27 protein-coding genes are annotated in these 26,793 nt (G+C 69.1%); 17 read left to right on the plus strand and 10 right to left on the minus strand.

Annotated features, from left to right (window positions below):
* Nucleotides 1-289 precede the first annotated feature (289 nt).
* Nucleotides 290-982, minus strand: coding sequence for an Imm52 family immunity protein (locus JWQ81_RS06020; protein WP_297538411.1), 693 nt, complete (start codon nucleotides 980-982; stop codon nucleotides 290-292).
* A gap of 17 nt (nucleotides 983-999) precedes the next feature.
* Nucleotides 1,000-1,347, minus strand: coding sequence for a Tox-REase-5 domain-containing protein (locus tag JWQ81_RS06025; protein WP_297538525.1), 348 nt, complete (start codon nucleotides 1,345-1,347; stop codon nucleotides 1,000-1,002).
* Between the two features lie 479 nt (nucleotides 1,348-1,826).
* Between JWQ81_RS06025 and JWQ81_RS06030 the strand changes: the two genes are divergently transcribed.
* The 9 genes from JWQ81_RS06030 to atzF all read left to right on the plus strand — a co-directional run bounded on the left by JWQ81_RS06030 (nucleotide 1,827) and on the right by atzF (nucleotide 10,431).
* Nucleotides 1,827-2,216 (plus strand): hypothetical protein, encoded by a 390-nt coding sequence (locus JWQ81_RS06030; protein WP_297538413.1) that lies wholly within the window; start codon nucleotides 1,827-1,829, stop codon nucleotides 2,214-2,216.
* A gap of 69 nt (nucleotides 2,217-2,285) precedes the next feature.
* Nucleotides 2,286-3,737 (plus strand): 30S ribosomal protein S12 methylthiotransferase RimO, encoded by a 1,452-nt coding sequence (rimO, locus tag JWQ81_RS06035; protein WP_297538415.1) that lies wholly within the window; start codon nucleotides 2,286-2,288, stop codon nucleotides 3,735-3,737.
* Nucleotides 3,734-4,387 carry a CDP-diacylglycerol--glycerol-3-phosphate 3-phosphatidyltransferase gene (gene pgsA, locus JWQ81_RS06040; RefSeq protein ID WP_297538417.1) on the plus strand — a complete coding sequence of 218 codons (654 nt, stop codon included), beginning with the start codon at nucleotides 3,734-3,736 and terminating at the stop codon, nucleotides 4,385-4,387. The genes rimO and pgsA overlap by 4 nt, the downstream gene beginning before the upstream one ends.
* Nucleotides 4,388-4,849 (plus strand): CinA family protein, encoded by a 462-nt coding sequence (locus JWQ81_RS06045; RefSeq protein WP_297538419.1) that lies wholly within the window; start codon nucleotides 4,388-4,390, stop codon nucleotides 4,847-4,849.
* A gap of 98 nt (nucleotides 4,850-4,947) precedes the next feature.
* Nucleotides 4,948-5,454 (plus strand): helix-turn-helix transcriptional regulator, encoded by a 507-nt coding sequence (locus JWQ81_RS06050; RefSeq protein ID WP_297538422.1) that lies wholly within the window; start codon nucleotides 4,948-4,950, stop codon nucleotides 5,452-5,454.
* A 282-nt stretch (nucleotides 5,455-5,736) separates the two neighbouring features.
* Nucleotides 5,737-6,591 (plus strand): PspA/IM30 family protein, encoded by an 855-nt coding sequence (locus tag JWQ81_RS06055; protein WP_297538423.1) that lies wholly within the window; start codon nucleotides 5,737-5,739, stop codon nucleotides 6,589-6,591.
* A gap of 36 nt (nucleotides 6,592-6,627) precedes the next feature.
* The gene (locus JWQ81_RS06060) at nucleotides 6,628-7,599 is read left to right on the plus strand and encodes a hypothetical protein (protein WP_297538424.1); all 972 of its coding nucleotides are present in this window, start codon (nucleotides 6,628-6,630) and stop codon (nucleotides 7,597-7,599) included.
* A gap of 300 nt (nucleotides 7,600-7,899) precedes the next feature.
* Nucleotides 7,900-8,613 (plus strand): GntR family transcriptional regulator, encoded by a 714-nt coding sequence (locus tag JWQ81_RS06065; protein WP_297538425.1) that lies wholly within the window; start codon nucleotides 7,900-7,902, stop codon nucleotides 8,611-8,613.
* Nucleotides 8,614-8,658: 45 nt separating this feature from the next.
* Complete coding sequence (atzF, locus tag JWQ81_RS06070; RefSeq protein ID WP_297538427.1) at nucleotides 8,659-10,431, plus strand: allophanate hydrolase; 1,773 nt, start codon at nucleotides 8,659-8,661, stop codon at nucleotides 10,429-10,431.
* On the opposite strand, the gene JWQ81_RS06075 is transcribed toward atzF, so the two are convergent.
* The 5 genes from JWQ81_RS06075 to JWQ81_RS06095 form a co-directional block, all read right to left on the minus strand.
* A complete protein-coding gene (locus JWQ81_RS06075; RefSeq protein WP_297538527.1) occupies nucleotides 10,428-11,474 on the minus strand; it encodes a quinone-dependent dihydroorotate dehydrogenase in 1,047 nt (348 codons plus the stop codon). The two genes, atzF and JWQ81_RS06075, sit on opposite strands and share 4 nt — an antisense overlap.
* A gap of 31 nt (nucleotides 11,475-11,505) precedes the next feature.
* Nucleotides 11,506-12,066 (minus strand): GNAT family protein, encoded by a 561-nt coding sequence (locus tag JWQ81_RS06080; RefSeq protein ID WP_297538429.1) that lies wholly within the window; start codon nucleotides 12,064-12,066, stop codon nucleotides 11,506-11,508.
* Between the two features lie 431 nt (nucleotides 12,067-12,497).
* Nucleotides 12,498-13,301 (minus strand): DNA-formamidopyrimidine glycosylase family protein, encoded by an 804-nt coding sequence (locus tag JWQ81_RS06085; RefSeq protein WP_297538431.1) that lies wholly within the window; start codon nucleotides 13,299-13,301, stop codon nucleotides 12,498-12,500.
* 4 nt (nucleotides 13,302-13,305) lie between these two features.
* A complete protein-coding gene (locus JWQ81_RS06090; protein ID WP_297538433.1) occupies nucleotides 13,306-14,256 on the minus strand; it encodes a ParA family protein in 951 nt (316 codons plus the stop codon).
* A gap of 10 nt (nucleotides 14,257-14,266) precedes the next feature.
* Nucleotides 14,267-15,055 carry a ParA family protein gene (locus JWQ81_RS06095; RefSeq protein WP_297538435.1) on the minus strand — a complete coding sequence of 263 codons (789 nt, stop codon included), beginning with the start codon at nucleotides 15,053-15,055 and terminating at the stop codon, nucleotides 14,267-14,269.
* Between the two features lie 120 nt (nucleotides 15,056-15,175).
* On the opposite strand from JWQ81_RS06095, the gene JWQ81_RS06100 reads away from it, so the two are divergent.
* The 3 genes from JWQ81_RS06100 to JWQ81_RS06110 all read left to right on the plus strand — a co-directional run bounded on the left by JWQ81_RS06100 (nucleotide 15,176) and on the right by JWQ81_RS06110 (nucleotide 17,844).
* A complete protein-coding gene (locus JWQ81_RS06100; RefSeq protein ID WP_297538437.1) occupies nucleotides 15,176-15,913 on the plus strand; it encodes a methyltransferase domain-containing protein in 738 nt (245 codons plus the stop codon).
* Between the two features lie 48 nt (nucleotides 15,914-15,961).
* Nucleotides 15,962-17,203, plus strand: coding sequence for a DNA polymerase IV (gene dinB / locus JWQ81_RS06105; RefSeq protein WP_297538439.1), 1,242 nt, complete (start codon nucleotides 15,962-15,964; stop codon nucleotides 17,201-17,203).
* A 230-nt stretch (nucleotides 17,204-17,433) separates the two neighbouring features.
* The gene (locus tag JWQ81_RS06110; protein ID WP_297538441.1) at nucleotides 17,434-17,844 is read left to right on the plus strand and encodes a DUF3040 domain-containing protein; all 411 of its coding nucleotides are present in this window, start codon (nucleotides 17,434-17,436) and stop codon (nucleotides 17,842-17,844) included.
* Between the two features lie 395 nt (nucleotides 17,845-18,239).
* Here JWQ81_RS06110 and JWQ81_RS06115 read toward each other — a convergent pair whose 3' ends face one another.
* From JWQ81_RS06115 to JWQ81_RS06125, 3 genes are read right to left on the minus strand one after another with little or no spacing between them, the layout of a single operon-like run.
* Nucleotides 18,240-20,834 (minus strand): DUF3488 and transglutaminase-like domain-containing protein, encoded by a 2,595-nt coding sequence (locus tag JWQ81_RS06115; protein ID WP_297538529.1) that lies wholly within the window; start codon nucleotides 20,832-20,834, stop codon nucleotides 18,240-18,242.
* A gap of 8 nt (nucleotides 20,835-20,842) precedes the next feature.
* Nucleotides 20,843-22,117 carry a DUF58 domain-containing protein gene (locus JWQ81_RS06120; protein ID WP_297538442.1) on the minus strand — a complete coding sequence of 425 codons (1,275 nt, stop codon included), beginning with the start codon at nucleotides 22,115-22,117 and terminating at the stop codon, nucleotides 20,843-20,845.
* Between the two features lie 13 nt (nucleotides 22,118-22,130).
* Nucleotides 22,131-23,246 (minus strand): MoxR family ATPase, encoded by a 1,116-nt coding sequence (locus JWQ81_RS06125; RefSeq protein ID WP_297538444.1) that lies wholly within the window; start codon nucleotides 23,244-23,246, stop codon nucleotides 22,131-22,133.
* Nucleotides 23,247-23,561: 315 nt separating this feature from the next.
* Between JWQ81_RS06125 and JWQ81_RS06130 the strand changes: the two genes are divergently transcribed.
* The 5 genes from JWQ81_RS06130 to mraZ all read left to right on the plus strand — a co-directional run bounded on the left by JWQ81_RS06130 (nucleotide 23,562) and on the right by mraZ (nucleotide 26,667).
* On the plus strand, nucleotides 23,562-23,945 hold the full coding sequence (locus JWQ81_RS06130) for a hypothetical protein (RefSeq protein ID WP_297538446.1): 384 nt from the start codon (nucleotides 23,562-23,564) through the stop codon (nucleotides 23,943-23,945).
* 13 nt (nucleotides 23,946-23,958) lie between these two features.
* The gene (locus JWQ81_RS06135; RefSeq protein WP_297538448.1) at nucleotides 23,959-24,516 is read left to right on the plus strand and encodes a DUF3558 family protein; all 558 of its coding nucleotides are present in this window, start codon (nucleotides 23,959-23,961) and stop codon (nucleotides 24,514-24,516) included.
* A gap of 29 nt (nucleotides 24,517-24,545) precedes the next feature.
* Nucleotides 24,546-25,109, plus strand: coding sequence for a PPE domain-containing protein (locus JWQ81_RS06140; protein ID WP_297538450.1), 564 nt, complete (start codon nucleotides 24,546-24,548; stop codon nucleotides 25,107-25,109).
* Nucleotides 25,106-25,858, plus strand: a complete 753-nt coding sequence (locus JWQ81_RS06145; RefSeq protein WP_297538452.1) for an ESX secretion-associated protein EspG — start codon at nucleotides 25,106-25,108, stop codon at nucleotides 25,856-25,858. Before JWQ81_RS06140 ends, JWQ81_RS06145 begins: the two co-directional genes overlap by 4 nt.
* A 377-nt stretch (nucleotides 25,859-26,235) precedes the next feature.
* Nucleotides 26,236-26,667, plus strand: a complete 432-nt coding sequence (mraZ, locus tag JWQ81_RS06150; RefSeq protein WP_297538453.1) for a division/cell wall cluster transcriptional repressor MraZ — start codon at nucleotides 26,236-26,238, stop codon at nucleotides 26,665-26,667.
* Nucleotides 26,668-26,793: the final 126 nt, after the last annotated feature.

The following is a 26,793-nucleotide window of genomic DNA, read 5'->3' on the forward strand; positions in this document are numbered from 1 at the left end:
CGCCAAACGGGTTACCGTCGACAGTAACCCGGCCCCTTCGGTTGGCGTCATACTGGCCGACGGCGGATCGGAGGTGGGTCTTGACCAACGTTCCGGCGTGGATCAGCCCGATGCTTGCGGTCTCCGATGGCTTGGGGCGAGCAGGTCTCGGATCTCCCGGCAATCGCAACGCTGGGGAACCGGTCGATGATGCTGACAAAGCTCAGCGAGAGCACGGCCCGCACCGGTCGCCTGGTTAGGCACGGCCAGTTCGTCGTCTGAGTCAGGGAGTCGAAGAATCCATGTCGCACTAATTGGTTGTCAGCATATTGATGACTTCCGCAAGTTGAACTTCGCTCATCTGGAGAGGATCCACCCCGGCTGTCACTATTGTGCCGTTCAAGAAAGACGTGCACTCTACCGATCGTTGCTTGCTTGAGTTTTCTACTTTATTTCCCGAAAGGTACGTCATCCAACCAGCTACCGGTCGAGTCGGCCCTTGCTCCTGAAGGCTTCTCATCGAACTGTTGGAAAACGTTGCCCATTCCGGATCCCAGCACTCTACTGTTGCACGAAAGATGTCTTGAACCAAATCTGGCGAGTAAAGCTCTGCGCCAGCCGACTCCGGCTCGGGCAAATTTAGAACAACGCAATTTTTGACATGAACAGTTCTCGGATCGGATCCACACAATGCACTGAAGCCAACTGGCGTCGAGTCTTCATTGTTCCAAAGCCCAACCCGGTAACCGAGATCCTCGACTATCTTGCCGGTAAACTGAGACCGCGTGGCCCCCGATTCAAGTGCGCGAACAATCGCTTCCCTGTTCACGCTGACCCGATTCCGGGAAGCCTCAGCCATACTTTGCCCTCGTTGAAACCAACTTGCATAAGCGTGATGGAGCCGCCCTATTCTAGCAAGGTACTCTGTCAGTCTATCGGCACACTCGTCCAGAGATTCGATTCTCGGCCCCCAATAAGCGCCGAGGTAGAACGCTTCAGGCATTCCCGGAACCTCCTTTGCTAGGGAACGTACACCACATTGATTCCAACAATTCCATTGTCAGCAAATAGGTTTTTGAAGGCTTGCACTGCTATCGGCTCGGCAACACGCCACTCGACAGGAAGCCCGCCGGATACTCTGAGCTGACGTTCTGCCTGCGCGACCGCACTGTCATTTATACCGAATCCAGGATAGAAGCGACCATTCTTCGTGAGGTCGGCATATCCAGGACCTTTGGCTTCAATAAGAATTCCGTCTTGGAAGCTGTCAAAATGAACTTCTCCGACACTGTCGATAGTCTTATAGCCCATTCCACTAGGAACCCCTCCAGTGACCCGGATCTGATATGCGAGCGCCCTGGCGGGCATCGACTCGGTCACGGTATCCCAATTGCCGGGGCTACCTGTGCCGACCCAGCATCCGGAATTGTGAACGAGGACCGGCGTCTTCCCGGCCAACACGTAGAACGTGTGGGCATTGTCGACAGGAAGCTCGCGAGCAGCAGATTCTTCAAGATCCGGTACCCCTGGCGGAGATCACCCGGCTGCGGGGAAATCGGAAGGCTGCGAACGATCTGGCCGACCGGCGGAACACAGAGCTGCGTGACGCCGTTCGAGACGCTGTTCACCGCGTCCCCAAGAGGCGATGGCTACGCCGATAACCAGCCCCCAGAGCGGGTTGGGCCCGCATTCCGTGGGTGCGTCAAAGAGGTTAAGAAGTATCGCACTGTCCCACATGTTAGGGAGTCAATTCCCGCTCGCTGGACGAGGCCTACAACCTCGTCCAGGGCACCTCGGACGCCGGCGTCAACTTCGGCGCCGAGGCCGTCGCCGAGCTGCTCGTGCAGATGGAGAACCACCGCGGTGACCTGGTCGTCATCGCCGCCGGGTACCCGGGTGAGATGGACCGGTTCCTCGATGCCGACGCGGGCCTGCGCTCGAGGTTCGCCCTGATGGTCGACTTCCCCGACTACACCGACACCGAGCTCGAGCAGATTCTCGTGTCGATGGCGGAGGCACAGGGATACAAGCTCTCGCCGGATCTGCTGGAGGCGTTGCCCGCGCGCATTGCCGCGATCGACCGAGGTAGCGGTTTCGCCAACGGCCGGTCCGTTCGAGGCCTCATCGAGGCCGCCATCGGCGCTCAGGCCGTCCGGCCCGCCGCTCCTGACGTCGACCTCGACGCGCTGAGCGACGACGAGCTGACTCTGCTGACCCAGGCGGACCTCGGCCAGTAAGGGAGCCGGCCGTCACGATCGTGGCGCCGCACGTGGGGGACCGCGACCAGGCCAGCTACCCTGAGGCACGTGCCTTCTCCCACCACCGAAACTTCCGGTAGCCGTCGTGTGTCCCTGTTGACCCTGGGCTGCGCCCGCAACGAGGTCGACTCCGAGGAGCTCGCGGGCAGGCTGGCCGCCGGTGGCTGGGAACTGGCCGCCGAGCCCGAAGACGCCGACGTGGTGGTGGTCAACACCTGCGGGTTCGTCGAATCCGCGAAGAAGGACTCGGTCGACACGCTGCTCGCGGCCTCGGACACCGGCGCCAAGGTCGTCGCGGTCGGCTGCATGGCCGAGCGGTACGGCAAGGAGCTGGCGAGCAGTCTGCCCGAGGCTGACGCCGTACTCGGCTTCGACCACTACGCGGAGCTGTCCGACCGCCTCGACGACGTCGTCGCCGGCAAGGCCATCGCCTCCCACACGCCCGGCGACCGCCGCAAGCTGCTGCCGATCAGCCCGGTCCAGCGCCCTTCGGCCGCCGAGGACGTCGAGGTCCCCGGGCACGCGCAGCACGGCTGGGGCCCGCGGGTGCTGCGCACCCGCCTGGACGACTCGCCCGTCGCCGCGCTGAAGATCGCCTCCGGCTGCGACCGGCGCTGTTCCTTCTGTGCGATCCCGTCGTTCCGCGGTTCGTTCGTGTCGCGGCAGCCGGACGAGATCGTCGCCGAGGCGATGTGGCTCGCCGAGCACGGCGTCAAGGAGATCTTCCTGGTCAGTGAGAACTCGACGTCGTATGGCAAGGACTTCGGCCGCGACGGCGCCCGGGCGCTCGAGCTGCTGATCCCCCGGCTCGCCGAGGTCGAGGGCATCGAGCGGGTGCGCGTGTCGTACCTGCAGCCCGCCGAGACCCGGCCCGGCCTGGTCAAGGCCATCGCGACCACCCCGGGCGTCGCGGACTACTTCGACCTCTCCTTCCAGCATTCCAGCGAGACCGTGCTGCGCCGCATGCGCCGGTTCGGGTCCACGGACTCGTTCCTCGCGCTGACCGAGCAGATCCGCGAGCACTCGCCGGCCGCCGGTATCCGCACCAACGTCATCGTCGGCTTCCCCGGTGAGACCGAGGACGACTTGGCCGAGCTGGAGCGCTTCCTGGTCGGCGCCCGCCTGGACGCCGTCGGGGTGTTCGGTTACTCCGACGAGGACGGCACCGAGGCCGAGAGCTTCGAAGGCAAGCTCGACCAGGACGTGATCACCCAGCGCGTCACCCGGATCTCGAACCTGGTCGAGGAACTGACCTCCCAGCGCGCCGAGGACCGGATCGGCACGTTCGTCGAGGTCCTGGTCGAGAGCACCGAGGACATCGATGGCTCCGGCGGCGAAGTGATCGGCCGGGCGGCCCACCAGGCGCCCGAGGTCGACGGCGAGTGCGTGGTCGTCGAGGCGGGCGACTGCGCGGTGGGCGACATCCTGCGGTGCGAGGTCCTCGAATCGGCCGGTGTGGACCTGGTCGTCCGGCCGGTAGCCGCGGACGCGGACCGGTGAGTGCCGCCACCAGCGATGCCGGGGCGGGTGAAGGCACCGGCCCGAAGCCGCCGCCACCGGCCGCGGTACCGGAGCCGACGCCGGTACCGACGCTGAACCTGGCCAATCTGCTGACCATGTCCAGGCTGGCCATGGTGCCGTTGTTCGTCGCGGCGCTGCTCGTCGCGGACGGCACCGACACCTGGTGGCGGGCGGTCGCGACCGCGATTTTCGCTGTCGCGTCGTTCACCGACCAGGTCGACGGCTGGGTGGCTCGCCGGTACGGCCTGGTCACCGACTTCGGCAAGATCGCCGACCCGATCGCGGACAAGGCCCTGATCGGCGCCGCGCTCATCGGGCTGAGCGCGCTGGGCGAGCTCGGCTGGTGGGTGACCATCGTCATCGCGATCCGGGAGATCGGCGTCACGCTGCTGCGCTTCTGGGTGATCCGGCACGGCGTCATCCCGGCGAGCCGGGGCGGTAAGGCGAAGACGTTGACGCAGGTCGCGGCGATCGTGGCGTACCTGCTGCCGCTGCCCGCGTCCGCCGACATCGTCCGCTGGGTCCTGATGGGGCTCGCGCTCGTGCTCACTGTCGTGACCGGCCTCGACTACGTTTTCCGGGCGGTCCGGTTGCGTGCCGCCGGCCTGCGGGCCGCTTCGGGGGCGTGAGTGGACGTCCGTGACGTCGTGCAGGCCCTGATAGCGCGAAGGCAGACTGTGGCAACCGCGGAGTCGCTCACCGCTGGGCTCGTCTGCGCCGCGCTCACCGACATCCCCGGTTCCAGTGCCGCCGTCCGCGGCGGGCTCGTCGTCTACGCGACGGATCTGAAGGCGAAACTGGCCGGCGTGGACCCGGCGCTGCTCGCCCGGACCGGGGCGGTGCACCCGGATGTCGCAACGCAGCTCGCCGAGGGCGCGCGGGCGCGCTGCGAGGCGGACTGGGGCCTCGGGCTGACCGGCGTCGCCGGACCTGATCCGCAGGACGGCGTCCCTCCCGGGACCGTTTTCATCGGACTCGCTGGTCCAGGCGTTGCCACCGTCCGTGAGCTGGCGCTGGACGGCGGCCGGGAGGCCGTCCGGGCGGCTTCGGTGGCGGCCGCGCTGGACCTCCTCGGGGAACATTTGGGGTGATCGGCGCGTTCGCCCTTGGCGTACGGCCGTGTCAATTCCTGCGGTTACCCGTCCCGACTGGGTAACGTGGTGGGTATCAGTCCGGGAAGGGAGGCGCGATGACCGTGCTCTTGCGTGAGGCGATCGGCGATCGGCTCCGGCATGCTCGTACCAATCAGCGTCGTACGCTGCGTGACATCTCTCGCGCCGCCAGGGTGAGTCTCGGATACCTCTCCGAGGTGGAGCGTGGTCAGAAGGAGGCGTCCAGCGAGCTGCTGGCGTCGATCTGCGACGCACTGGAACTCCCACTGGCTGAGTTGCTCCACAACGTGGCCGCCGATGTGTCCGCCTTGGACAATGTCGAGGTGGTCCCCGTCGGCCGACCGGCCGAGCGGGTGCCGCGAGGTGGCTCCGAAGGTGCTTCGGGCGCCAGGGTGGCGAAGGCCTCCACCGGCGGCGGGTATTCCGCCGGCACCCGGGTGGACGGTGTTCTCAGCACCGAGCTGGACGAGCTGGAGAGCTTGAACAGCCTTGCCGACCTGCGGATTTCCCCTTCCGCTCGGATGGGGACGACCCTGCGGACGACGATCAGCGCGCCGAAGATGGCGTCCATTATCGCCGCTTGACTCTCTTCAGTGAGCGGAACGACCCCGGGCTTCGGTCCGGGGTCGTTCTCGTACGCTGTGACGCAGGTGACGCTCACCGGTCAGGGTCGTCCCTGAATTCCCCCGGGGTCGCCTGGAACGATGGACGTCAACCTGACACGATGGAACTCAACACCGGGGTCGAGACGTTGCCCATCTGTACCGATGGCACGCCCCGCACAGGGGACGTGCCGAGGTGCGGGGGGAGCGACGCCCCACCAACGGGGATTCAGCCAGTGGGACGCAAGAAGGCAGGCGGAGGAGATGGCCAACCCTTTCGTGAAGTTCTGGAAGTACATGATGGCGGCGTTCTCGTCGAAGATCGACGAGCACGCTGACCCGAAGGTACAGATCCAGCAGGCCATCGAGGAGGCACAGCGCAATCACCAAGCGCTCTCCCAGCAGGCCGCTTCCGTGATCGGTAACCAGCGGCAGCTGGAGATGAAGCTCAACCGGCAGCTCGGTGAGGTCGAGAAGCTCCAGTCCTCGACGCGCCAGGCGCTGGTGCTTGCCGACGAGGCAAGGGGCAAGGGGGACGAAGAGAAGGCGACGCAGTTCGAGACTGCCGCCGAAAGCTTCGCCGCCCAGCTCGTCACCGCCGAGCAGAGCATCGAGGATCTGAAGACGCTGCACGACCAGTCGCTGCAGGCCGCTTCGCAGGCCAAGGTGGCTGTGGAGCGCAACGCGACGATGCTGCAGCAGAAGCTGGCCGAGCGCACGAAGCTGCTCTCTCAGCTCGAGCAGGCCAAGATGCAGGAGAAGGTCTCGGCTTCGCTCAACCAGATGTCGGAGCTGGCGGCGCCGGGTAACACCCCGTCGCTCGAAGAGGTCCGGGAAAAGATCGAGAAGCGCTACACGACCGCGCTGGGCTCTGCTGAGCTCGCGGGTAACTCGGTCCAGGGCCGCATGCTCGAGGTCCAGGCCTCGACCACGCAGATGGCCGGGCATTCGCGGCTCGAGCAGATCCGTTCGTCGATGAAGGGCGATTCGGTGGCTCAGGTCACCGACGGTTCCTCGGCGGCGGCGGCGGTGGCGAAGTCGGCCGCGGCGGCCAAGACGAGCGCGGACATCCAGAAGGAGATCCAGGCTCGCGTCCAGTCGGAGCAGCAGAAGAACTAGCTCACGAGGCTGGCTCAGAGCACGAGGGGGAGCGCGATGGGGTCGGGCAAGCGGGATTTCAGTGATTTCAACGCCAAGTTGGAAAAGCACATCGAACGCCTGCCCGACTACGCCCAGCGCGCGCAGGAAAAGCTGCAGAAGTACCTGCCGCCGACCGAGGGCGGGGGTGCGCGAACCGCGCCCCCGCGTCGGCCGGTGTCGCCCCGGCCCGCTTCCGCGCAGCAGCGGATGCAGGCCATGTCGAAAATGGCGATGGGCATGTCCACCACGGACATTCCCGTTGTCTCCGAAGTCCGCTCCAAATGGGCGAGATGGAACGAACCAGCCGCGAAGCTGGCTCGCCGCAAGCGGCGGACGTCGCGTGCGCTGACCCTGTGGATCGTGCTGGGGCTCCTGTCGGCGCTGTACTTCACCGCCGGGATCCTGGATTTGCTCGGTGCCGGCGGGTTGAGCCAGATGACCGCGGGTGTCGCGGGGACAGTCGTCTTCTCCGCGCTGAGCATCCGGTCGGGCGTCCGGCTCCGTCAGCTCAACCGCACCGTGCTCCCGGTGAGCACGGCTCCGCCGCCGTTGCCGCCCGTCGGCTCTGCCGCGCGTGGGCCGATGGACAGGCTCGCCGAGAACGAGGCCACGCTGGCCGAGCTCCTCCGCCAGCTCACCGTCCCGAGTTCTGTCGGCGTCACCGCTGTGCCAGAGGTGTCCGTCGCCGATGCCCGCGCCACAGCCTCCGAGGCCGCGCAAGCCCTTCGCGCCCTCGCCGAACGCCTCCAAGCCGTCGAGCGCGCCCGTGACGCCACTCCGGCCGCCAACCGGGGCACGCTGGACTCCGCCGTCGGCACGCTGCGAGAACAACTCGACGATGGCCTCGCGGGCTACGGCAGCCTGATCGCCGCCGCCGGCCACGCCGTCGCCGCGAGCGGTGGTGGCATACAGGCGTCCAAACAGGCCCTCACCGACGCCACCGACCACCTCGCCGGCCTCGCCATGGCTCTCCGCGAACTCTCCTGACCCACCCGCCCGCGCGAGTCCCTCGTTCGCCAGGCCGAGTCCCACGTCCACCAACGCGTGTCCGCCTTTTGCATTGCAAGGACCGGGGGCGAGTGCTGCACGCGCAGGGGTTCTGAGGGCCTGTCGCAGGTGTGACGCTGTGACCTGTCGTGAAGGCCACCTTCACGGCGTAAGGCGCTGCGGTAGACCGGAACCGGCCACCGAAGGCCGGACCACCACTCCGCGAAATCTTCTCGGTGAAACAGTGATGTAACCCAAAACCACGTTTCGGTGAAATCTGCGCGGCTTACCGTGATGGGGGTGGATGCAGGGCTGTATACAGCGTCGGATACGCCGGGCTCTCGCGCGGCCCGGGTCTACCTGCAACTCCGGGAGGAGGTCACGGGCGGGTTGGTCACCCCGCGGATCCGGCTGGCCGAGGAACGGCTGGCGCAGCGGTACGGCGTGTCGCGGACACCGGTGCGCGAGGCGCTCGCCCGGCTCGCCACCGACGGTCTGATCGAACGCCGGGAGAACGGTTTCTACGTCACCACCCCTACTCTGTCCGAACTCAGCGACCTCTACGAACTCCGTGTCACCCTCGAACTGCGAGGAATCGCCAGGGCGAGGGAGGACCCGCCGGCCGGCCGCCATGACGCGGCGATCCTGGCCGCCGAACTCGACCGTTGGCGGGCACTGCAGGCGAGCCCGCCCGCCCCGGACCCGGGGTTCGTGCTGCTCGAGGAACAGTTTCACGTCGCCTTGTCCCTCGCGTCGGGCAATCCGGCCCTGGCCGACGCGTTGGTCGTGGTGAACCAGAAGATCCGCCGCGTGCGGAGGTACGACTTCCTCACCGCGGACCGGGTCGCTTCGACCATCGCCGACCACCTGGAGATCCTCGAACTCCTCCGGGACGGCGAACTGGACCATGCCTATCACGCTTTGCACGACCACGTCGGCGGTTCGCAGGCGATGGTGCTGCGTCGGGCCGAACGCGGTCTCACCCAGTTGGCGCTCCACAGTGGACTTTCATGACCGGGCTCTGAACACCGGACCCGGTCGACCGGAAAGGATCCCATCGTGACTACTCTCCCGCCGGAACCCGAGTATCTACCGCCCGTTCCCGTCAGTTCCGTCCAGCGTGTGCTCTCGGCCTACGAAAGGATAGCCGAGGTCGACCGGCCGGAGATCTGGATAACCCTGAGGTCCAAGGAAGACGTCCTCGTCGAGGCGAAGGCGCTCGACGAGCGTGTGCGCGCGGGGGAGTCGCTGCCACTGGCGGGTTTGCTGCTCGCGGTGAAGGACAACGTGGACGTCGCGGGCCTGCCGACCACAGCGGGTTGCACGGCTTATGCGTACTTCCCGGAGGAAAGCGCTGTCGCGGTCGGCCGCCTGATCAGCGCGGGGGCGGTGGTGCTCGGCAAGACCAACCTCGACCAGTTCGCGACCGGGCTGGCCGGTACCCGCAGCCCGTATGGTCCCGTGCGGGGCGTGCCGGACCCGGAGAAGATCGCCGGTGGGTCGAGTGCGGGTTCCGCGGTCGCCGTCGCGCTCGAGCTTGTCGACATAGCGATCGGCACGGACACCGCGGGTTCGGGCCGTGTACCCGCCGCCTTCACCGGAATCGTCGGCCTGAAGCCGACGCTCGGGCTCGTCCCGAAGACCGGGGTGGTGCCGGCGTCGCGGACGTATGACTGCGTAACGGTTTTCGCCCGCACACTCGCCACCGCGCAGCTGGCGCTCGGCGAGATGACCGGCGTGGACGACACCGACCCCAGCAGTCGCGCTTGGCCTGCTTCGGTCCGGTTGGGCGCGGGCGAGCATCCCCGTGTCGCCATCCCGGACGACGCTGCCCTCGCACTGCTGTCCGAGGGCGCGAAGCGTGCGTTCACCACCGTCGTGAAGACGTTGCGAGCGGCCGGGGTCGCGATCCGGACCATCGACCTGACGCCGTTCCAGCAAGCGGGTTCGCTGCTCTACGACGGCGCGCTGGTCGCTGAAAGGTACGCGTCGGTGGGCGAATTCGTCGCCGGTCACCAGGCGGACACCGACCCCGCGGTGGCGGGGCTCATTCTCGCGGCCGGGGAGCTCAAGGCCCATGAACTCGTCGCCGACCAGAAGCGACTCGACGCGCTGAAGACCACCGTCGCGTCCCTCCTGACCGGTCTCGACGCGCTTCTGCTGCCGACCGTGCCGGAGCATCCGACCGTCGCGGAGGTGTTGGCCGATCCGGTGGGCGTGCCGCGGCGGCTGGGCGTCTACGCCAACTTCGTCAACCTGCTTGACATGGCGGCTGTCGCGGTCCCGGCGGGCAAGGCCGACGGCAGCCCGTTCGGGGTCTCCGTCGTCACCCGGGCTTTCGACGACCAGGTGGCGATCGACCTCGCCGGGGTGCTGACCGGGGAGCAGAGTTTTTCCCCTTACCCGACAACGGGAATCGACGTCGTTGTGTTCGGCGCGCACCTGCGCGGCCAGCCGCTCAACAACCGGTTGATCGCGCTCGGCGCGCGCTTCTCGGGTGAGGTCGTCACCGCCGGGGAGTATCGCATGGTCGCGCTACTCCCCGAGTCGGACGAGGCGCCGACACCGGGGATCGTGCACGTCGACGGTTTCGGTGCCGCACTCGAAGGCGAACGCTGGACGATTTCCCCAGGAGGGCTGGGACTTTTCCTGACCGAGCTGGCCGCCCCGCTGACGCTCGGCCCGATCACGCTGGCAGGCGGTGGCTCGGCGCTCGGCGTCCTGTGCGACCCGGTCGCGGCCTCGGACGCGCCCGACATCACGAAGTTCGGCGGCTGGCGAGCCTACCTGCGCCACCTCAGCATCTTCAGGTCGAGGAGCGAAGCGGCTTAACGAGCGAGGCCCCGGTTGATCCGCCGGACCAGGCCGGGGCCGTGCAGGGCGAAGCCGGTGTAGAGCTGGACCAGGCTCGCGCCGGCGTCCAGCATGCGCCGCGCGTCGTCGGCGCCGAGGAGACCGCCGACGCCGATGATCGGCAGTTTGCCGTCGGTATGGCGGTGGACGTACCGGACGACGTCGAGCGCACGCGCGGTGAGCGGCCGCCCGGATAAGCCGCCCGCCTGCGCGCCGACGGGTGCGTCGGTGGAAGCGATGCCGTCCCTGGACAGGGTGGTGTTGGTGGCGATGAGCCCCGCGACGCCGTGGGCGGTGCAGACGTCGAGTAGCTCGGTCAGCGCCTCGTCGGAGAGGTCCGGCGCGACCTTGACCAGCAACGGCGTCGGCGTCCTGCCCGCTTCCGCGGCCAATGCCGCCGAAGTGGCCCCCAGCTCGGCCAGCAGCTCTGCCAGCGCCGACTTGTCCTGCAGCTCGCGCAGGCCAGGGGTGTTGGGGGAGCTGACATTGATGGCGAAGTAGTCCGCGTACGGGTACAGCGAGCGCAGGGACGTCTGGTAGTCCGCGACAGCGTCTTCAAGCGCGGTGACCTTCGACTTGCCGATGCTGACGCCGAGCGGGACGTCCGGTTTTCCCCGGGCGGCGAGGCTCGCCGCGAGCGCTTCCGCGCCCGCGTTGTTGAAGCCCATCCGGTTGATCACCGCGTCGCTGGAAGCGAGGGTGAACAGCCGCGGTTTCGGGTTGCCCGGCTGCGCCAGCGCGGTCACCGTGCCGACCTCGACGAACCCGAAGCCCAGCGCCGGCCAGGCGTGCAGCGCGCGGCCGTTCTTGTCCATGCCCGCGGCGAGGCCGACCGGGTTGGGGAACCGCAGGCCCAGCACGTCGACCGGGTTGGCGGTGCCGTAGTGCGCGCGCAGGGCCCGAAGCGCGGGCGAGACCGTGCCGAGGCGGCTCAGTATCCGCAGCGTGCGCTCGTGCACCAGCTCGGGGTCATTACCGTTGACCCGGTACAGCGCCGGCCGGACGATCTTGTCGAAGAACACGGCCACCATGCTGCCTCACCGGCGGGCGCGGCTACTTGCGGGCCTTCCACTCGCCTTCGAGCATCGCGAAGACCAGCTCGTCGGTCCACTCGCCCTTGACGATCTCGTTCTCGCGGAGGTGGGCTTCCTTGCGCATGCCGAGACGTTCCATCAGGCTCGCGGACGCGGTGTTGCGGCCGTCGCAGCGGCCGATGATCCGGTGCAGGCCGAGGTCCTCGAAGCCCAGGCGCAGGAGCTCGGTGGCGGCTTCGGCCGCGTACCCCTGGCCGTGGAAGTCCGGGTGGAAGACGAACCCGATCTCACCGCAGCGGTGCTCGCTGCTGAGGTACTCAAGATTGAGGTCGCCGATCAACTGGCTGGTCGTGGCGAGTTCGACGGCGACGGCGAGGAGCTGCCCCTCGTCACGCAGCGTCGAGCTGTGCACCCGCTTGGCCAGTGCGGCGGCCGACTCGGCCCGGCTTCGCGGCCCCCAGTAGAGGTAGCGGGCGACGTCGGCGCGGGACTGGAAGGAGTTCAGCGAGTCGAGATCAGCCGAGGTGAACGGCCTGAGGATCAGGCGTTCGGTGGTAATCGGATAGTCCGGACGGAGCATGCCTCCCAGGCTAGTGGCCTAAGCCACACCGTGGGGTGAATATCGGTGAAAGGAGGCCCGGGCACGCCCGGTGGTTGTAAAGAGACCCCCGACGCGGCTCCTGTACGGCGTAACCGCACAGGCCAGGGACGGACCGGTTCCCTGAAGCATCGGGGGTCTGGCGACTGCCTGGTATTCACCGGCAGGCACGCACGCGACGCAGGCAATGAGCCGAAGGTGGCTCGTCTAGCGCTGCTCAAAGTCCAATCGCGTGTTGTCCGCTAGCGGACAGTCACCTCACGTGTCCTGTTGCTATACAACTTTGGACCACCTCCTCTCTCGTGTACCCCAACGCTAGGCGAAGAACTCCGACGGCTGCAACATCAATTTTCCCGCGCTCCTCGCCACCAGGACTCGTGAGCGTTCCGGCGCGCTGGAACCGGCCGCAACGCTCACGAGTTCGGGTGCGGTCCGGGCTGGCAGTTCGGGCAGAACCAGGTCGGCCGGCGCTGGACGTCGTGGCCCTGGGTTGCCACCAGAACCCGCCCGCCACAGCGGAAGCAGCCCTGCCGGGTGCGCTCGTAGACCCAGTTCATCCGGCCGCGGCGGAGGTCGCCGGTGGTGCACTGCTCGTGCCGCCAGGCGTTGACCAGCAGCAGCTTGCGGGCCAGCGCGACGGCCTTCATCGGGTCCACTTCGGACACCGGTGTCCACGGGGAAACCTTGAGCAGGAAGCAGATCTCGCATTTGTAGAGGCTGCCGACCCCGGCCATCACGCGCTGGTCCAACAGCGCGAGGCCGAGTTCGCGAGCGGGCACCGCGGCGAGGGCGACGGCGGCCGGCGCCGCGAGCTCGTCTGTCCACAGTGGATCAAGCAGGTCCGGTCCGAGGTGCTCGACGAGCCGGTACTCCTCGGCGGTCGGCAGGAGTTTCAGGTCGTGCAGCCGGAAACCGACCGCCTGGACGTCCTCGCCGGCCAGGATGACCCTGGCGTGATGGGCGGGATGACGCCAGCGCGCGTCGATCGGGTAGACCGCCCAGGCGCCGTCCATCTTCAGGTGGCTGTGCAGGCTCAGATCACCGGAGAACCGGGTGAAGATGTGCTTGCCGACGGTCGCCACGCCGAGCACTACCCGGCCGGACACGTCCCTGGTGGCGAGTGCGGGATGGCGGAACTCGCCGCGGGTCAGCGTCTTGCCGGCGAGCGCCCGGTCCAGGGTCTTCCCGGCCAGGAAGACCGTGTCGCCCTCCGGCATCGGCTCAGCCGCTCTGCGGGGCGTTCGTCGGTCGCAGCTCGTAGACCTCGCCGGCCGGGTCCTCCCGGTCCACTCCGTTGACCGGGGCTTCCGGGTTTGCTGTGTCTTCGGTGTTGTCCGAGTTGTCGGTGTCCAACGGGTCCTCGTCGGACTTGATGCGGTGCCTGCCCGCGCGGCTCGACCGCAGGATCTTCGCCAGCACCATGTTGAAGGTGAGCGCGATCTCCTGGGCTCCGGGGGAGTGCCACTCGTGGATCGGGCTGCACGCGCCCTGTGCCTGCTGGACGGCCAGCCGGTCGGTGATCGCGGTGGGCATGACCAGCGAGCCGAAGGAGTCGCGCAGCTCGGCGATCCGGAACTGGTGCTCGTACGACCGGACTCGCAGCTTGTTGACCAGCACGCCGATCGCGCGCAGGCCGGGATTGTTGTCCTCGCGGATCTTCTCGATCGCCTCCAGCGCCCGCTGCGCGCCCGCGACGGCGTACATCGTCGGCTCGGTGACGATCAGGGCGCTGTCGGCGGCCACCAGCGCGGACTTCGTCAGCCTGCCGAGCGACGGCGGGCAGTCCAGGATGACCAGCTCGTACGGGGTGTCCCGGAGCGGCTTCTGGTGGAGTTCGTCCAGTGCCCTGGACAGGTTCTCCAGGCGGCGCGCGTCGGCGCCAGGCTCGTTGAGCTGCTCGAGGTCCTCCGACCCGACGAGGACGTCGACGTTGTCGCTCCAGATGCTCGGCGCGATGGCCCGCTCCAGTACCGAGCGGCGCGGGTCTTCGAGGACGTGGACCAGGGTGGCGTCGGTGTAGGGCGGATCCAGTGACGACGTGGCGTTGCCCTGGGGGTCGAGGTCGACCACCAGCGTCCGGGTTCCCCTACGCAGAGCAGCCGATGCGATACCCAGGGCGACCGTCGTTTTACCGACGCCACCCTTCAGACTGAGTACGGCGACCGTGTGCACTTGAGTGAGCCTACGGGCTGACGGGCAGTACGTGGCCCAGCAAGGTGTCGAACGCCGCTCCCAGCTCGCGTCCACCGGCCGTCCGCACCTGATGGAGCGGGGCGCACGCGCCTTGCGCCTGCTGGACTGCCACCCGTTCGGGTAGTACCGGATCGAGGACCAGCCCCCCGAAGGTCTCCCGGAGTTCGGCCACCCGGAACTCGTGTTCGGTCAGGCGGGGCTTGACCCGGTTGACGACCACGCCGAGCGCTTTCAGCTTGGGGTTGTGCTCGGCCCGTTCGGCTTCGACGGCTTCCGCGGCGCGTTGCACGCCGGAAACGGCGAACAGCGAGGGCTCGGTCACCAGGAGCGCGCCGTCGGCGGCGACCAGTGCGGAGCGGGTCAGCCTGCCGAGTGACGGCGGGCAGTCCAGCAGGACCAGCCGGTAGGGCGTCTCGCCGTGGTCGACGAGCTTTCCCAGCTCCGCCAAGGCCCCGGCCAAGCGGTTCAGCCGTCGTGAACCGGGGTCGGGGTCGTTGAACGCCTCGGTCGCCTCCGACCCGGTGAGGACGTCGACACCGGCGCCCCAAGCGCTGGCGGTGATCGCACCGGCCACCACGGACCGGCGCGGATCCGCCAGGACGTCGGCCACCGTGGTGCGGGTGGCTGCCGGGTCGAGGGCGGCGGTGGCGTTGCACTGGGGGTCGAGGTCGACGACGAGCGTCCGCAGGCCCCGCTTCAGTGCGGCCGAGGCGAGCCCCAGCGTGACCGTGGTCTTGCCGACCCCACCTTTGAGACTGAGTATCGCGACGGTCTGCACAGGCGGAGCCTATGACAGGGACGGGTGCGAAGCGCTTCCGTTGAGGGTGGTGAGGGCTGCGGCACGCTGTGATGATCGGCGCTCCCCGCCTCTCTGGGGTCACCCGTTAGGCTCAGCCCCATGAAAACGGACACCCTGGCCGCACGTGGATCCCGAGCGGTGCGCCGAGTGCTCGAGGCCGAACTTTCCGCCGCCCGCGCGCGGGGTGCCGAGCACCCGAATGTCGTCGACGTCGGTGGCGGCAGCGGTGGCTGGGCGGTTCCGTTGGCGGCCGCTGGGTGCCTCGTCACGGTCGTCGAGCCGAACCCGAACGCACTGGCCACCTTGCGCCGCCGGGCGGCCGAAGAGGGCGTTTCCGACCGGATCACCGTCGTCGCGGACGACTCCGACGCGCTGGGCGCCCACGTCGCGCCCGGCTCCGCGGACCTGGTGCTGGCGCACGGACTCCTCGAAGTGGTCGACGACCCGGCCGCCGTCGTGGCGGCGCTCGCGAAGGCGGTCGCTCCCGGTGGAGCGGTCTCGGTGCTGGTGGCGAACCGGAGCGCGGCGATCCTCCAACGGGCGCTGGCCGGTCGCCTCGCGGAGGCGCGCCAACTGCTGAGCCATGCCGACGGTGTGCTGCCCGGCGAGCGGGACACCGTCCTCAGGCGCTTCGACGTCGACGGGGTGCAGGCGATGCTCGAGGCCGCGGGGCTCGTCGTGGCGCTCGTCCAGGGCGACGGCGTGGTGTCGGACGTCATGCCGGGCGCCGGTGCCCGTGAAGACGAACTGGCCGAGTTCGAACTGGCCGCCGCTACGGTGTCGCCGCTGCGCGACGTCGCGAGCCGCCTGCACGCACTGGCGCGCCGCGCCTCCTGAACGAGTGAGTCGGGAAACTGTCGGTGCCGGCGGCTAACGTCGGCGTCGATGGGACGCAACACTGATCTGCCCGCGGGACACACGCGGTTCCGGGTCGCCCCCTGGCACACGCCGGACGACACCGGCTGCGGGATGCTGCACGTCGACATGGACGCGTTCTTCGTCGCGTGCGAGCTGCGTACGCGGCCCGAGCTGGTGGACCGGCCCGTGGTCGTCGCGGGCGGCGGGCCCCGGTCGGTGGTGGCCGCGGCGAACTACCCCGCGCGCAAGTTCGGTGTGCACTCCGCGATGCCGTTCAGCACAGCGAAGCGGCTGTGCCCGCAGCTGATCAACATCACGCCGACGTTCGGCCTCTACGGTGAGGTCTCGCAGGGGGTGATGGCAATCTTCCGGGAGCTCACCCCGCTGGTCGAGCCGCTGAGCCTGGACGAGGCCTTCCTCGACGTGCGGGGCGCGCTGCGCCGGCTGAACCTGACGCCCGCGGGCATCGGCGCCGAGATCCGCGGCAGGGTCGCCGCCGAGCACGGCATCGTCTGCTCGGTCGGTGTGGCGAAGGTCAAGTTCATCGCGAAACTCGCTTCCGGGATGGCGAAACCGGACGGCATGGTCGTCGTCCCCGCCGAGCAGACGCTGGAGTTCCTGCACCCGCTGCCGGTGTCCGCGCTGTGGGGGGTCGGCAAGCGCACCGCGGAGCATCTGCACAAGCTCGGCCTGGACACGATCGCCGACGTCGCCCGCTCCCGGCTGCCGAGCCTGCGTCGCTCGGTCGGTGTGGCGGCGGGAGAGCACCTGTGGGCGCTGGCGAACGGTCATGACGACCGTGAGGTGGTGCCGGAGACCGCCGAGAAGTCGATCGGCGCGGAGCGCACCTTCGACGTCGACCACCACGATCGCGGGATCCTCGAGCTGGAGCTGCTGAGGCTGTCCGAGCGGGTCGCCGCGAGCCTGCGCGGCAAGGGGCTGCGGGGCCGGACCGTGTCGATCAAGGTCCGGTTCACCGATTTCAAGACGATCACCCGCGCCCGCACGATGGCCTCGGGGACCGACGTCGCCCGGGAGATCCACACGACGGCCGTCGAGCTGCTGACCGAGCACGTGCCGACCGGCGCGGTACGGCTGATCGGGGTCCGGGTCGACGGGCTCGGCGACGGCGCGGACGGCGAGCAGCTCAGTTTCGAGACCTCCGAGCCCCGCTGGCGGGATGCCGAAGTGGCCGCGGACGTCGCCAGGTCCAAGTTCGGCGCCGCCGCGGTGCGTCCGGCGTCGTTGATTTCCCGGCCAGAAGAGTGATCTTTCCGGGTGCGGAGGGTGATTTTCGTCCCTGGACCGGGCTCAGAAGGCCCCGGATCGGCTGTTCCGGGCTGTTTTGGCCAAATCAATGCGTGCTTGATGCGGGATCGGGTAGTCCTCCGCGCGCAGGGCTCGTATCCTGGACAGTGACGCCCCGCCCGGGGGCGTCATGTTGGGTCCACGACGTTGCGCGGCCCGGCGCCCGCGACAGCCGTGCCGGAGGAGGAAAGATGCCACTCTCCGAGCATGAGCAGCGGCTGCTCGATCAGATCGAGCGCGAGCTCTATGCCGAGGACCCCAAGTTCGCATCCACGGTGCGAGGCACCAGGCTGCGCCGCCCAGCGCGTCGACGCCGGCTGCAGGGTATTGCCCTGTTCGTCGTCGGCGTGGCACTTCTGGTGCTCGGCGTAGTGCTGCCCTTGCGCGTAGCCCAGATCCCCTTGGTGAGCGTGCTCGGGTTCCTGGTGATGTTCTTTGGGGTCATCCTCGCCTTCACCTCGATACGGCAGCATGCCGTCGAGGGTGACGGCAAAAGCGGTGGAGGGGAGTCGCGCGCCGGCGGTGGCAAGCAGTCGGCGCGGAAGAGTTCGTTCACCCAGCGGATGGAAGAGCGTTTCCGCCAACGTTTCGACGACCAGTAGCGGGCTCGCCCGCAACTACTCCGATGTCCGCGTTCCGATCACCGGGACGCGGACATCTGCGTCTCCAGGGACGCCGCGCGTGGGGCTTAGGCGCCCAACAGTGCAGGGCGGCTCTACGGCAGCAGGGCCACTGCGCAATTTTGCGCTTTTGTGCGGTCTCTTAGTTTCTAAGAGACCGCAAGTCGCCGTCGAGTTGCGGTGGCGGGACCGGGCGTGGGACTCAGCGCCGTCAACGTGGGACTCGCCGCCAGTGAGGGTGGGACTCGCCGACAGCCCCGGGCGCACACCGCGAGTCCCACACTCAGCGCGCTGAGTTCCACGCTCGCGACCCCACACCTACGACCAACGAGGGCACAAAAGTACAAAAGTGCCCTCCGTGGGCGGGCCGCGCCGGGTTACTTCCGTAGGCGCTGGAGGAGGGAGCGCGGGAAGAGGCGTCCCCGCCAGGACATCGGGGCGTTGCGGCGCAGGCTCTGCCGCAGTTCGTCGAAGGCGGGCGCCAGTGTCGGGTCCTCGTCGCCCGCGTTGCCGTACCAGGACTTCTCGACGACACCGATGACGGCGCGCAGGCCGTTGCGGCCTTCCTCGTCGAGATGGTGACGTTGGACGAGCTTCTGCCCGGCGACCCGGACGGTGTCGCTGGGCGGGATCGGGAGCCCCCGGTCCGCGCACTCGTCCATCAGCTCGTGCCACGCCGCGTCGGCCGCTCCCGGCGTGTGCGACGTGATCACCTGCAGGCGGCGCCGGCGGTTGAAGTCCCGGATCATCGCCGGGGCACCGATCCCGCCGACGAGGATCAGCAGGACGAAGGCGAACCACCAGGACAGCCAGGCCGCCAGGAAGACGATCGCCGCCGTCCACAGCCCCGCCGCCACCAGTGGCAACCAGTTCGTGACCTGGGGATTGATCAGCGGGCCGCCGACCGGTGCCGGCGGGACGCCACGCGGTGAGCCGTTGTCCGGGGCGGATGACGAGCCCTTGTGCATGACGGCGGCCTGGAACGCCCTGAGCCGCTTGTAGGCGAAGTATGCGATCACGGTGACGAGCAGAGCCAGCAGCGCGAGCAGGCCGCCCGCCCAGATCTGCCAGGTCGAGTCCGCCGAGGTGACCGCCGTGCCGCCCGCGAGGTTCGGCTGCGGCTTGAGCGGTGCTCCGGTCGGCGCTGCCGACGATGTGGGGTTGCTCGGCTTGTTGTCGCCCGACGTCGAGCCGTTCGCCGACGGGGAGCCGTCCTGGCGAAGATAAGACGGGATGAAGCCGCGGCCGTCCGAGAGCGGGGTCGGGTCGAAGCTGACCCAGCCGCTGTCACCGAAGTACACCTCGACCCAGGCGTGCGCGTCCTTCGACGAGATCGTCTGGTAGTCGCCCTGCGGGGTGCCGGGGGTGAACCCGATCGCCACCCGCGACGGGATCCCGACGGCACGCAGCATCACGGCCATCGCCGACGCGAACTGCTCGCAGAACCCGCGCTTACCGTTGAGGATGAAGTCCGCCAGCGCGTCGGAGTCCGTCGCCGGCGCCGTCTGGGTGTCGTAGGTGAACCCGTTCTGCGCGGTGAAGAACTGCCACAGCGCGGTGGCCTTGTCGAAGTTGTTGGTCTTGTTTTCGGTGATCTGCTGGGCTTTCGCCACGACGCGCTTGTCGACCTGCTCGGGCGCGGTGTACTGCTGCGTCGTCGCGTCGTCCTTGGGTACCGCGGCCCGGAGTTCGTCCTTGGTGGGCTCGTTCAGCGACGCCAGCTCGGTGTACGGCGGAGCGCTCTGCCTGCTCGTGGTGAACACCGCGCCGGTGCCCTTGTCGTAGAGCCAGTTGTCCGCGACGTTCTGCAGCTCGCGGGGATCGCCGTAGACCGGCAGCCAGTTGTCGACCCAGTTGGTCGGCTGGATCTGGATCGGCCGCGACGGGGCGGCGCCGGTGTCGCCGGGTGCCGGGGGCAGCGGGCGGTTGGCGGCGACCCCGGGCGGCATCCGGCCGTTGTTGCCGATCACCCAGCCCTTGTTCGGCAGGTAGGTGTCGAGGGTGAACGCGCGGAGCAGGTGCTTTTCGTCGCCGAGGCCGCGAACCTTGAACAGCTCGACCGCCGCTCCCTGGTCCAGGAGCCCGCGAAGCTGGGTGAAGGGTTCGACGCCGAACCCGCCGCCGCCGGAGCCGGTGCCGGGACCGCCACCGCCGGGCAGGCTCCCGACCGTGCCGACGCCAGTGGCCGCGACGCCGGTGATCAGCCCGAGCACGAGGGCGATCGAAACCACGGCGGCCGGGGTGGACGCGCTGCTCGGCGAGCCGCCGAGGCCGGGTGCGTCACGGTTGCGCCAGCGGCGGTGGCGGTGGTTGCCGTCCACCGCGAGCAGGGCGGCGAAGGAGGCGGCGCCCAGGACGAACGTCCACCACGGGAGCATGGTGTCGGACAGCGAAGCCGGCACGGCGTACACGCAGAGCAGCACCAGGCCGGTGGCCGCCGGCGCGGACGCGGCGACGGCGAGGGTGTCGACGAGCACCGCGACCAGCCCGATGGCGATGGTCACCAGGCACAGGATCGGCGGTGTGCCGTCCACCGGCGCCAGGCCGGTGCCGATCTGGTCGGCGGACGCGGCGAGCACGTCGCGCAGCTCGGAGAACGCGGCGGGGCCGGGGATGATCTTGAGGATGCCGGAGGTGGTGAAGGAGCCGGTGATCAGGAACGCCAGCACCACCAGCTGGGCGAGCCCGACGACGATGGTCGGGGCGCGCACCGACCGCAGCGCGAGACCGGTGCACGCGACCAGCACGATCGCCACGAAGAGGTAGCCGAGCCAAGACCAGCCCGAGACGACGCCGGTGAGTGACGTCGACGCGCAGAGGGTCGCCGCCCCGGCGGTGACCGGTGCCAGCAGCGAGCTGCTCCAGGGCGCCGCCGAGGCTGGCGGCCGCGGGGTCGGGGTGTGCAGGTGCGGCCGGTTACCGCCGGGACCGCCAGGGCCGCCGGGCGTTCCGGTGGCGGGCGGGCCGGTCATCGTGGAAGTCACAGGGACCCTCCGATCAAGGTCCCGCGGCGGGCCGCGGTCTGGCACAGCTCGGCCCAGACCTGCGGCATCGGGGTGTTCGGACCGGCGACGACGACGCCCCAGCCGGCCGCGCGCAGCAGCGTGACGGACTCTTCGGTCGCGGCGGCGCGGTGACCGGGGGCGTTGACCGAGCCGGCCCAGGTGGGGGTGTCGAGCAGGACGGCGAGGTTGCGGATGCCCCGCGGCCGGTAGCGGGCCAGTTCGAGGACGGCTTCGTTGCTGACCGTGCCGAGGACGGCGATGAGCTCCTGCCCGTCGGCCGGGTCGTTGCCGAGGGTGATGTCGCGCTGGTGGGCCGGCTGCAGTGCGGCGAGCGCGTCGAGCACGATGTTGTCGTAGTGCTCACCGCCTTCACCTGGCATGTCGGCGACGGTGTGGCCGTGCTCGGTGACCAGGCGGACGCGGTGGCCGCAGCGGCGCAGATGCAGGCAGACGGACGCGGCGAACGACACGGCCCACTCCAGGCTCGCCGCCGGTCCGGCCCCGTGGTGGGCGGCCGCGCGGTGGTCGAGCAGGACGGTGGTGCCGCCGCGCCAGGGACGTTCTTCGACGCGGACCATGACCTCGTCGCGCCGGGCTGTCGAGCGCCAGTGCACCTTGCGGAGGTCGTCGCCTTGCCGGTATTGGCGGACGATGACGTCGGGCTCGCCCTGCCCGGCGTGCAGCCGGATGCTGCCGTCGTCGCCGGCCCCGATCCCGGCCCCGCTGGGCAGCCCCCACAGGCCGACCACCTTCGGCACGACGACCAGCCGTGAGTGCCCGATCAGCTCGCGTTCGAACTCGCACAGCCCGAACGGGTCGGTGATGGTCGCGCGCAGCGGGCCGACCTGCTGGATCCCGCGCAGCACCGGGTTGATCGGGTAGCGCAGGCCGACGACCCGGTCGTGGGGGAGCCGCTCGACCACGAACCGAGGACGCGCGCCGAGCGCGTACGGGACGCCGTCTTCCAGCAGCACTTCGCCGCCGGGCAGCCGCCCTCGGCGCCACAGGTCGAGCTGGACCTCGCCGGACGAGCCGACGGAGACGCGGTCGGGCAGCATCTTGCGCGCGGCGCCGATGCTCAGCCGGGTCGCGGAGATGAACCCGACCATGAGCAGCGGCAGGGCGACGACGAACACCGCGACCCGCAGCAGGTCGCGTTCGTTGAGGATGACCGAACAGGCCGCGGCCGCGACGCCCGCGGCGAGCAGGCAGCGTCCCCGAGTGGTCAAGCCGGACAAGGCACGCAGCATGGGCTAACCGTTCTCAGCGGTGGTTCTGTCCGTTGGCTCCGGAGGAAGTGCCCTGGGGCACGGGCACACGGTGCAGCACGGCGTTGACTACGTCGGTCGCGGACCGGCGGGCCGCGTGGGCCTCGGTGGTCAGCACCAGCCGGTGGGCGAGCACGGGCACGGCGACCGAATGCAGGTCGTCGGGCACCATGAAGTCCCGGCCGGACAGCGCGGCCTGCGCGCGAGCCGCGCGAACCAGCTGCAGGGTGGCGCGTGGTGAGGCACCGAGCCGGATCTCCGGGACCTGGCGGGTTGCCGCGGCCAGCTCGACGGCGTAGCGGCGGACCTCCGGGGCGATGTGCACCGAGCGAACCGTCTCGATCAGCCGGCGCACGGTCGCGGCGTCGGACACCGATTCGAGGGACTTCAGCGGGTTGTGCCCGGCGTGCTCGTCGACCATGGCCAGCTCGGCCTGCAGGTCGGGGTAGCCGATGGACACCCGCGCGGTGAAGCGGTCGCGCTGCGCCTCGGGGAGCGCGTAGGTGCCTTCCATCTCGATCGGGTTCTGGGTGGCGATCACCATGAACGGCTCTTCGAGGTGGTACGTGCTCGTGTCGACGGTGACCTGGTGCTCTTCCATGCACTCCAGCAGCGCCGACTGCGTCTTCGGCGAGGCGCGGTTGATCTCGTCGCCGACGACGATGTTGGCGAACACCGGCCCTGGCCGGAATTCGAAGTCGTTCGTCTGCCGGTTGAAGATGGACACCCCGGTGACGTCGCTGGGCAGCAGGTCCGGGGTGAACTGGATCCGGCTCACCGTGCAGTCGATCGACCGGGCGAGTGCCTTGGCCAGCGAGGTCTTGCCGACTCCCGGCACGTCCTCGACCAGCAGGTGGCCCTCGGCCAGCAGCGTCACGATCGCGAGCCGGATGACGTCGGGCTTGCCGACCAGGACCCGTTCGACGTTGGCGGAGATCCGCCGCGCGGTGTCGTGCAGCTCGGCGAGCGCGTCGCCGGTGCTGCGGGAACCGGCCTGGCCGGTCGGCCAGCCGTCGGAGTCCGATTGCGGCACGGCCGGGTAAGGCGCGTGCTCGGTTGCCTGCATGCCCTGTTTGTGGGTGGGCGTCGCAGACGGGGTACTCGACGTCACTCGTCCTCCTGTACCGGTCGCCTTGGCGCCGGAGTGACTCGGGCGTGGCGAACACCCGTGGCCGGATTGAAAATATGGCTTGAAAGTATGGCTGGCTAACCAGGCCGATGCCGCTCATGCAGCACCGAGCTTCCCACGAAGTGTGTCAAACTCGGGCGAACTGGGTGAGAGAACCCCGTGATGACGCAGCGTAATCGTGATCCTTAGGCCATTCGGGGGTCACCTATCACCTGTTATGGGTGCTCACGACACGCCCAGTGTCTGTCGTAAACTTCCGTACGGGTTCGCTCGGCTACGGAGAGGCGTGACCGCACGATGAGTGATGTCGGCACGGAGTCCACCGCGAAATCGATCGGCGGGTTTCAGAGTCCGCAGGGTTTGCAAGGTGGCTTCGCGGTCACCCCGGATCTGGCCGCGGCCACCTTCACCCACCTGGGGCAGCTGCAGGACACGGTCGGTGAAATGGTCCGCCAGGCGAAGGTGCTCGGCCGGTCGGTGCCGCTGGGCGGGGGCTACGCCGCCGAGGTCGGGAACTTCATGGCCCAGTACGGCGTCGGCGGGTCCGGTTCGGCGGCCGAATCGCTCATCGCGTTCGGCAAGCAGCTCGAGCACCTCAAGACCCAGATCGACAAGGCCCTCACTCGCTACGGCGAGCAGGATGGTAACGCCGCCGACGGCGTGGATTGCTCCGGTGGCTGACACAGTGCCTTCGATGTCTTCCTTCCTCTCCCGGGCGCTGCCTGGTGCCTGCGTCCTGCTCGGCCTTGTGGCGCTGGCCGGTTGCGGAGCCGCCGCGTCCCAGTCGGCCGCGCCGCCCGCTGCCCCCTCGGCCGCCACACCGAGTTACTCCGCCGCCCAGAGCGCCAAACCGACACTCGCGACGCTCGAACCCTGCGACCTGCTGAGCAGCAGCGACCGCTCCAGTGCCGGTCTGAGCGCGCTGGGCAAGGACAAGACGATCGGCGCCGCCCGCGCGTGCGACTGGACCGAGCCGGGTTCGTTCGGGGTCACGGTCACCCTCGACGGTTCGTCGGGCCTGTCCGACCTCGCCGTTTCCCGGGGGACCTCGCGCAAGATCAAGGTCGGTGCCCACTCCGCGCTGCAGGTCGCGGACAAGAAGGCCGCCGACGGGACGTGCGCTGTCCTGCTGGGCATCGGGGCTTCGGCGAGCGCGCAGGTGGACGTGAGCAACACGAGCTTCACCGGTACCGATCTCGCCTGCCGCCGGGCGAATACCGTCGCCGGCCTGATCGAACCGAAACTGCCCTGACGATCCGCGCAGCAGGATGGAGGCCTTCGATGGACGACCGGCAGGTGCCGACTCCGACCGCCAGGTACGAGAGCTATACCCACGAGGCGATGGCCGCCGAGGTCGCCGCCGGGAACGATCCGGCGGCCGCGGGCGGAATCGGCGGTCAGTGGGGAAGCTTGGCGGATCAGCTGCAGCAGGCGAAGGACGGCCTGACCGGGCTTTCCGCCTCCAGCCAGGAACACTGGACGGGTGACGCCGGCGATGCCGTGCGCGACGCTCTGACGAGGGCGTCGACCTGGCTCGACCACGCCGCCGGGGTGTCCTCCTCGGTCGGTTCTTCGGTGACCGAGCAGGCCGCGGTCGCCGCGCGGGCGAGGGCCGACATGCCGCCGCCGGTGCCGTATGACCCCGGCGCGATGATCCGGGCCGCGGTCACCAGCGGTGACCTGGGGCAGCTCGTCGGGCTGCCCGGGGCGATGTCGGCCCGGCGCGACGCGTCCGAGGCGGCGCGGATCAAGGCGGTCGATGTGATGGTCGTACGCGATGTCTCGCTCGCGATGCTTGCCCTCAAACAGCCGTTCACCGCGCCGCCGGTACTGGCCTCGTCTTGATCAGGGTTTCGGCGTCCGCGTTCGACATCGTGTGGACGGACCTCGGGTTCGCCCGGCCGCCCGGGGTCCTGTCGCTGCGCAGCGTCGGCGCGACCGACGACGAACGCGGCGCGATCCGCGACGCTGTCTACGACAATCTCGCCGAACGTGGGCTGTTCGAGGGCGGCCGACTGGACGCGACGCTGCGGTCCCGTCTCGAGCTGCTGGCATCGGCGCGGGTGTACGTCGAGTGCGAGGCACTGGTGGAGATGGACGACGAGACGCCCCTTCGCGCGGTTTCGGCGTCGCTCGGCAAGCAGACCGTGCTCGCGGCGCAGCCCGGCCGGACGATCGGGCTGTCCGGCGTCCGAGACGGCGAGCTGTTCTCCTCGATCGTCGGCCTGCTGCCCGAGTTACGGCCTGGACCGGGGTACGGCGTGAGCCTTCCGGCGTCGGCGCTCGCGGGCGGCGTGGAGGACCCGGTGTTCTCCGGTTCCGCGGCGAAGCACTCCGTCGTTCACGAGCGTCAGCTCAGGGAGGTGCTCGCCATCCAGGCCCGGCCGGTGTCGGGCGCGGGCCAGTTCACCGTCCGGGTCCGCGGCGCCGGCGGGAAGCTGCGGCGCGCCGGCGGGGTGAGCTGGTTCACCACCGATGTCGGGTCGTACTCCGGCATGGTCACCCCCGGCCGCGGTGGGCAGGACTGGATGAGCGTCGCGCCCACCGACGCCCCCCGGCTGACCGAGCGTCTCGCGAGCCTCCTTCAGGACTGACCCCCCACCCAGGCGTCCGGAGTGGGCGGGCACGTGCATGGGCATAGGGCTGTTGCCCCACTTTCCCCACCGCCCCCCACCCCGTGGTCCCCACACGGCCGCCACCCAGCCGCCACCCGGCCGAAAACCGACGTTTGAGCCCTGGTTTCGGTTGCTTCACCCCCCGCTGCGGGGGATGTTCGCCACCGCCCCCCACCTGCCCCCCACCTTGCCCCATCCAGCTGACCTGCGGAAACGGGTTACACGACGGAGTGGTGAAGCCCTTTCGTACGTTGACTGTGGTGAAAAGTGGGGTACGGTGGTGCCCAGTGGGGCGGCAGGGAGCCCCGGGGTCGATTCCGGTGTAACCGCCGGCTTCGGCGGGGAGGTGGTAGCCGATGTTCCTCGGCACCCACACCCCGAAAATGGACGACAAGGGGCGGTTGACGCTGCCCGCGAAGTTCCGTGACGCACTCGCAGGCGGGTTGATGGTCACGAAGGGGCAGGACCACTGCCTCTACGTGTTCCCGCGTGCCGAGTTCGAGCAGATGGCCCGCAAGGTGGCCGATGCCCCGTTCACCAACGAGGCCGTTCGCGCCTACCAGCGTTATCTGTTCGCCGGAACCGACGAGCAACGCCCTGACGGGCAGGGACGGGTGGCCATCGCACCCGAACTCCGGCGCTACGCCGGGCTCAACAAGGAGTGCGTGGTGATCGGTGCGATCACCCGGTTGGAGATCTGGGACGCCCAGGCGTGGCAGGGCTACCTGGATGAACACGAGGACAGCTACGCGCAAGCACGAGAAGAAGTACTGCCGGGCGTCTTCTAGACGCGCGGTCGCGGCGCACCCCTGCCGTCGGGGGGCGGGAGTTCGCCGCGGCCTCGCCGACCGGACGCGCCCACGCGGATGTCGTCAGGCCTCTGTCCGCTCAGTGGCCCTGGTGCACCTTCCCCG

It is taken from the genome of Amycolatopsis sp. (assembly GCF_025464955.1).
Lineage (GTDB): Bacteria > Actinomycetota > Actinomycetes > Mycobacteriales > Pseudonocardiaceae > Amycolatopsis.

Bases quoted from the DNA above. Each gene is read 5' to 3' on its own strand.
- JWQ81_RS06020 (WP_297538411.1), bottom strand. From the start codon at position 982: ATGCCTGAAGCGTTCTACCTCGGCGCTTATTGGGGGCCGAGAATCGAA.
- JWQ81_RS06025 (WP_297538525.1), bottom strand. From the start codon at position 1,347: ATGCCCGCCAGGGCGCTCGCATATCAGATCCGGGTCACTGGAGGGGTT.
- JWQ81_RS06030 (WP_297538413.1), top strand. From the start codon at position 1,827: ATGGAGAACCACCGCGGTGACCTGGTCGTCATCGCCGCCGGGTACCCG.
- JWQ81_RS06050 (WP_297538422.1), top strand. From the start codon at position 4,948: ATGACCGTGCTCTTGCGTGAGGCGATCGGCGATCGGCTCCGGCATGCT.
- JWQ81_RS06055 (WP_297538423.1), top strand. From the start codon at position 5,737: ATGGCCAACCCTTTCGTGAAGTTCTGGAAGTACATGATGGCGGCGTTC.
- JWQ81_RS06060 (WP_297538424.1), top strand. From the start codon at position 6,628: ATGGGGTCGGGCAAGCGGGATTTCAGTGATTTCAACGCCAAGTTGGAA.
- JWQ81_RS06080 (WP_297538429.1), bottom strand. From the start codon at position 12,066: ATGCTCCGTCCGGACTATCCGATTACCACCGAACGCCTGATCCTCAGG.
- JWQ81_RS06085 (WP_297538431.1), bottom strand. From the start codon at position 13,301: ATGCCGGAGGGCGACACGGTCTTCCTGGCCGGGAAGACCCTGGACCGG.
- JWQ81_RS06100 (WP_297538437.1), top strand. From the start codon at position 15,176: ATGAAAACGGACACCCTGGCCGCACGTGGATCCCGAGCGGTGCGCCGA.
- dinB (WP_297538439.1), top strand. From the start codon at position 15,962: ATGGGACGCAACACTGATCTGCCCGCGGGACACACGCGGTTCCGGGTC.
- JWQ81_RS06110 (WP_297538441.1), top strand. From the start codon at position 17,434: ATGCCACTCTCCGAGCATGAGCAGCGGCTGCTCGATCAGATCGAGCGC.
- JWQ81_RS06115 (WP_297538529.1), bottom strand. From the start codon at position 20,834: ATGACCGGCCCGCCCGCCACCGGAACGCCCGGCGGCCCTGGCGGTCCC.
- JWQ81_RS06120 (WP_297538442.1), bottom strand. From the start codon at position 22,117: ATGCTGCGTGCCTTGTCCGGCTTGACCACTCGGGGACGCTGCCTGCTC.
- JWQ81_RS06130 (WP_297538446.1), top strand. From the start codon at position 23,562: ATGAGTGATGTCGGCACGGAGTCCACCGCGAAATCGATCGGCGGGTTT.
- JWQ81_RS06135 (WP_297538448.1), top strand. From the start codon at position 23,959: ATGTCTTCCTTCCTCTCCCGGGCGCTGCCTGGTGCCTGCGTCCTGCTC.
- JWQ81_RS06140 (WP_297538450.1), top strand. From the start codon at position 24,546: ATGGACGACCGGCAGGTGCCGACTCCGACCGCCAGGTACGAGAGCTAT.
- mraZ (WP_297538453.1), top strand. From the start codon at position 26,236: ATGTTCCTCGGCACCCACACCCCGAAAATGGACGACAAGGGGCGGTTG.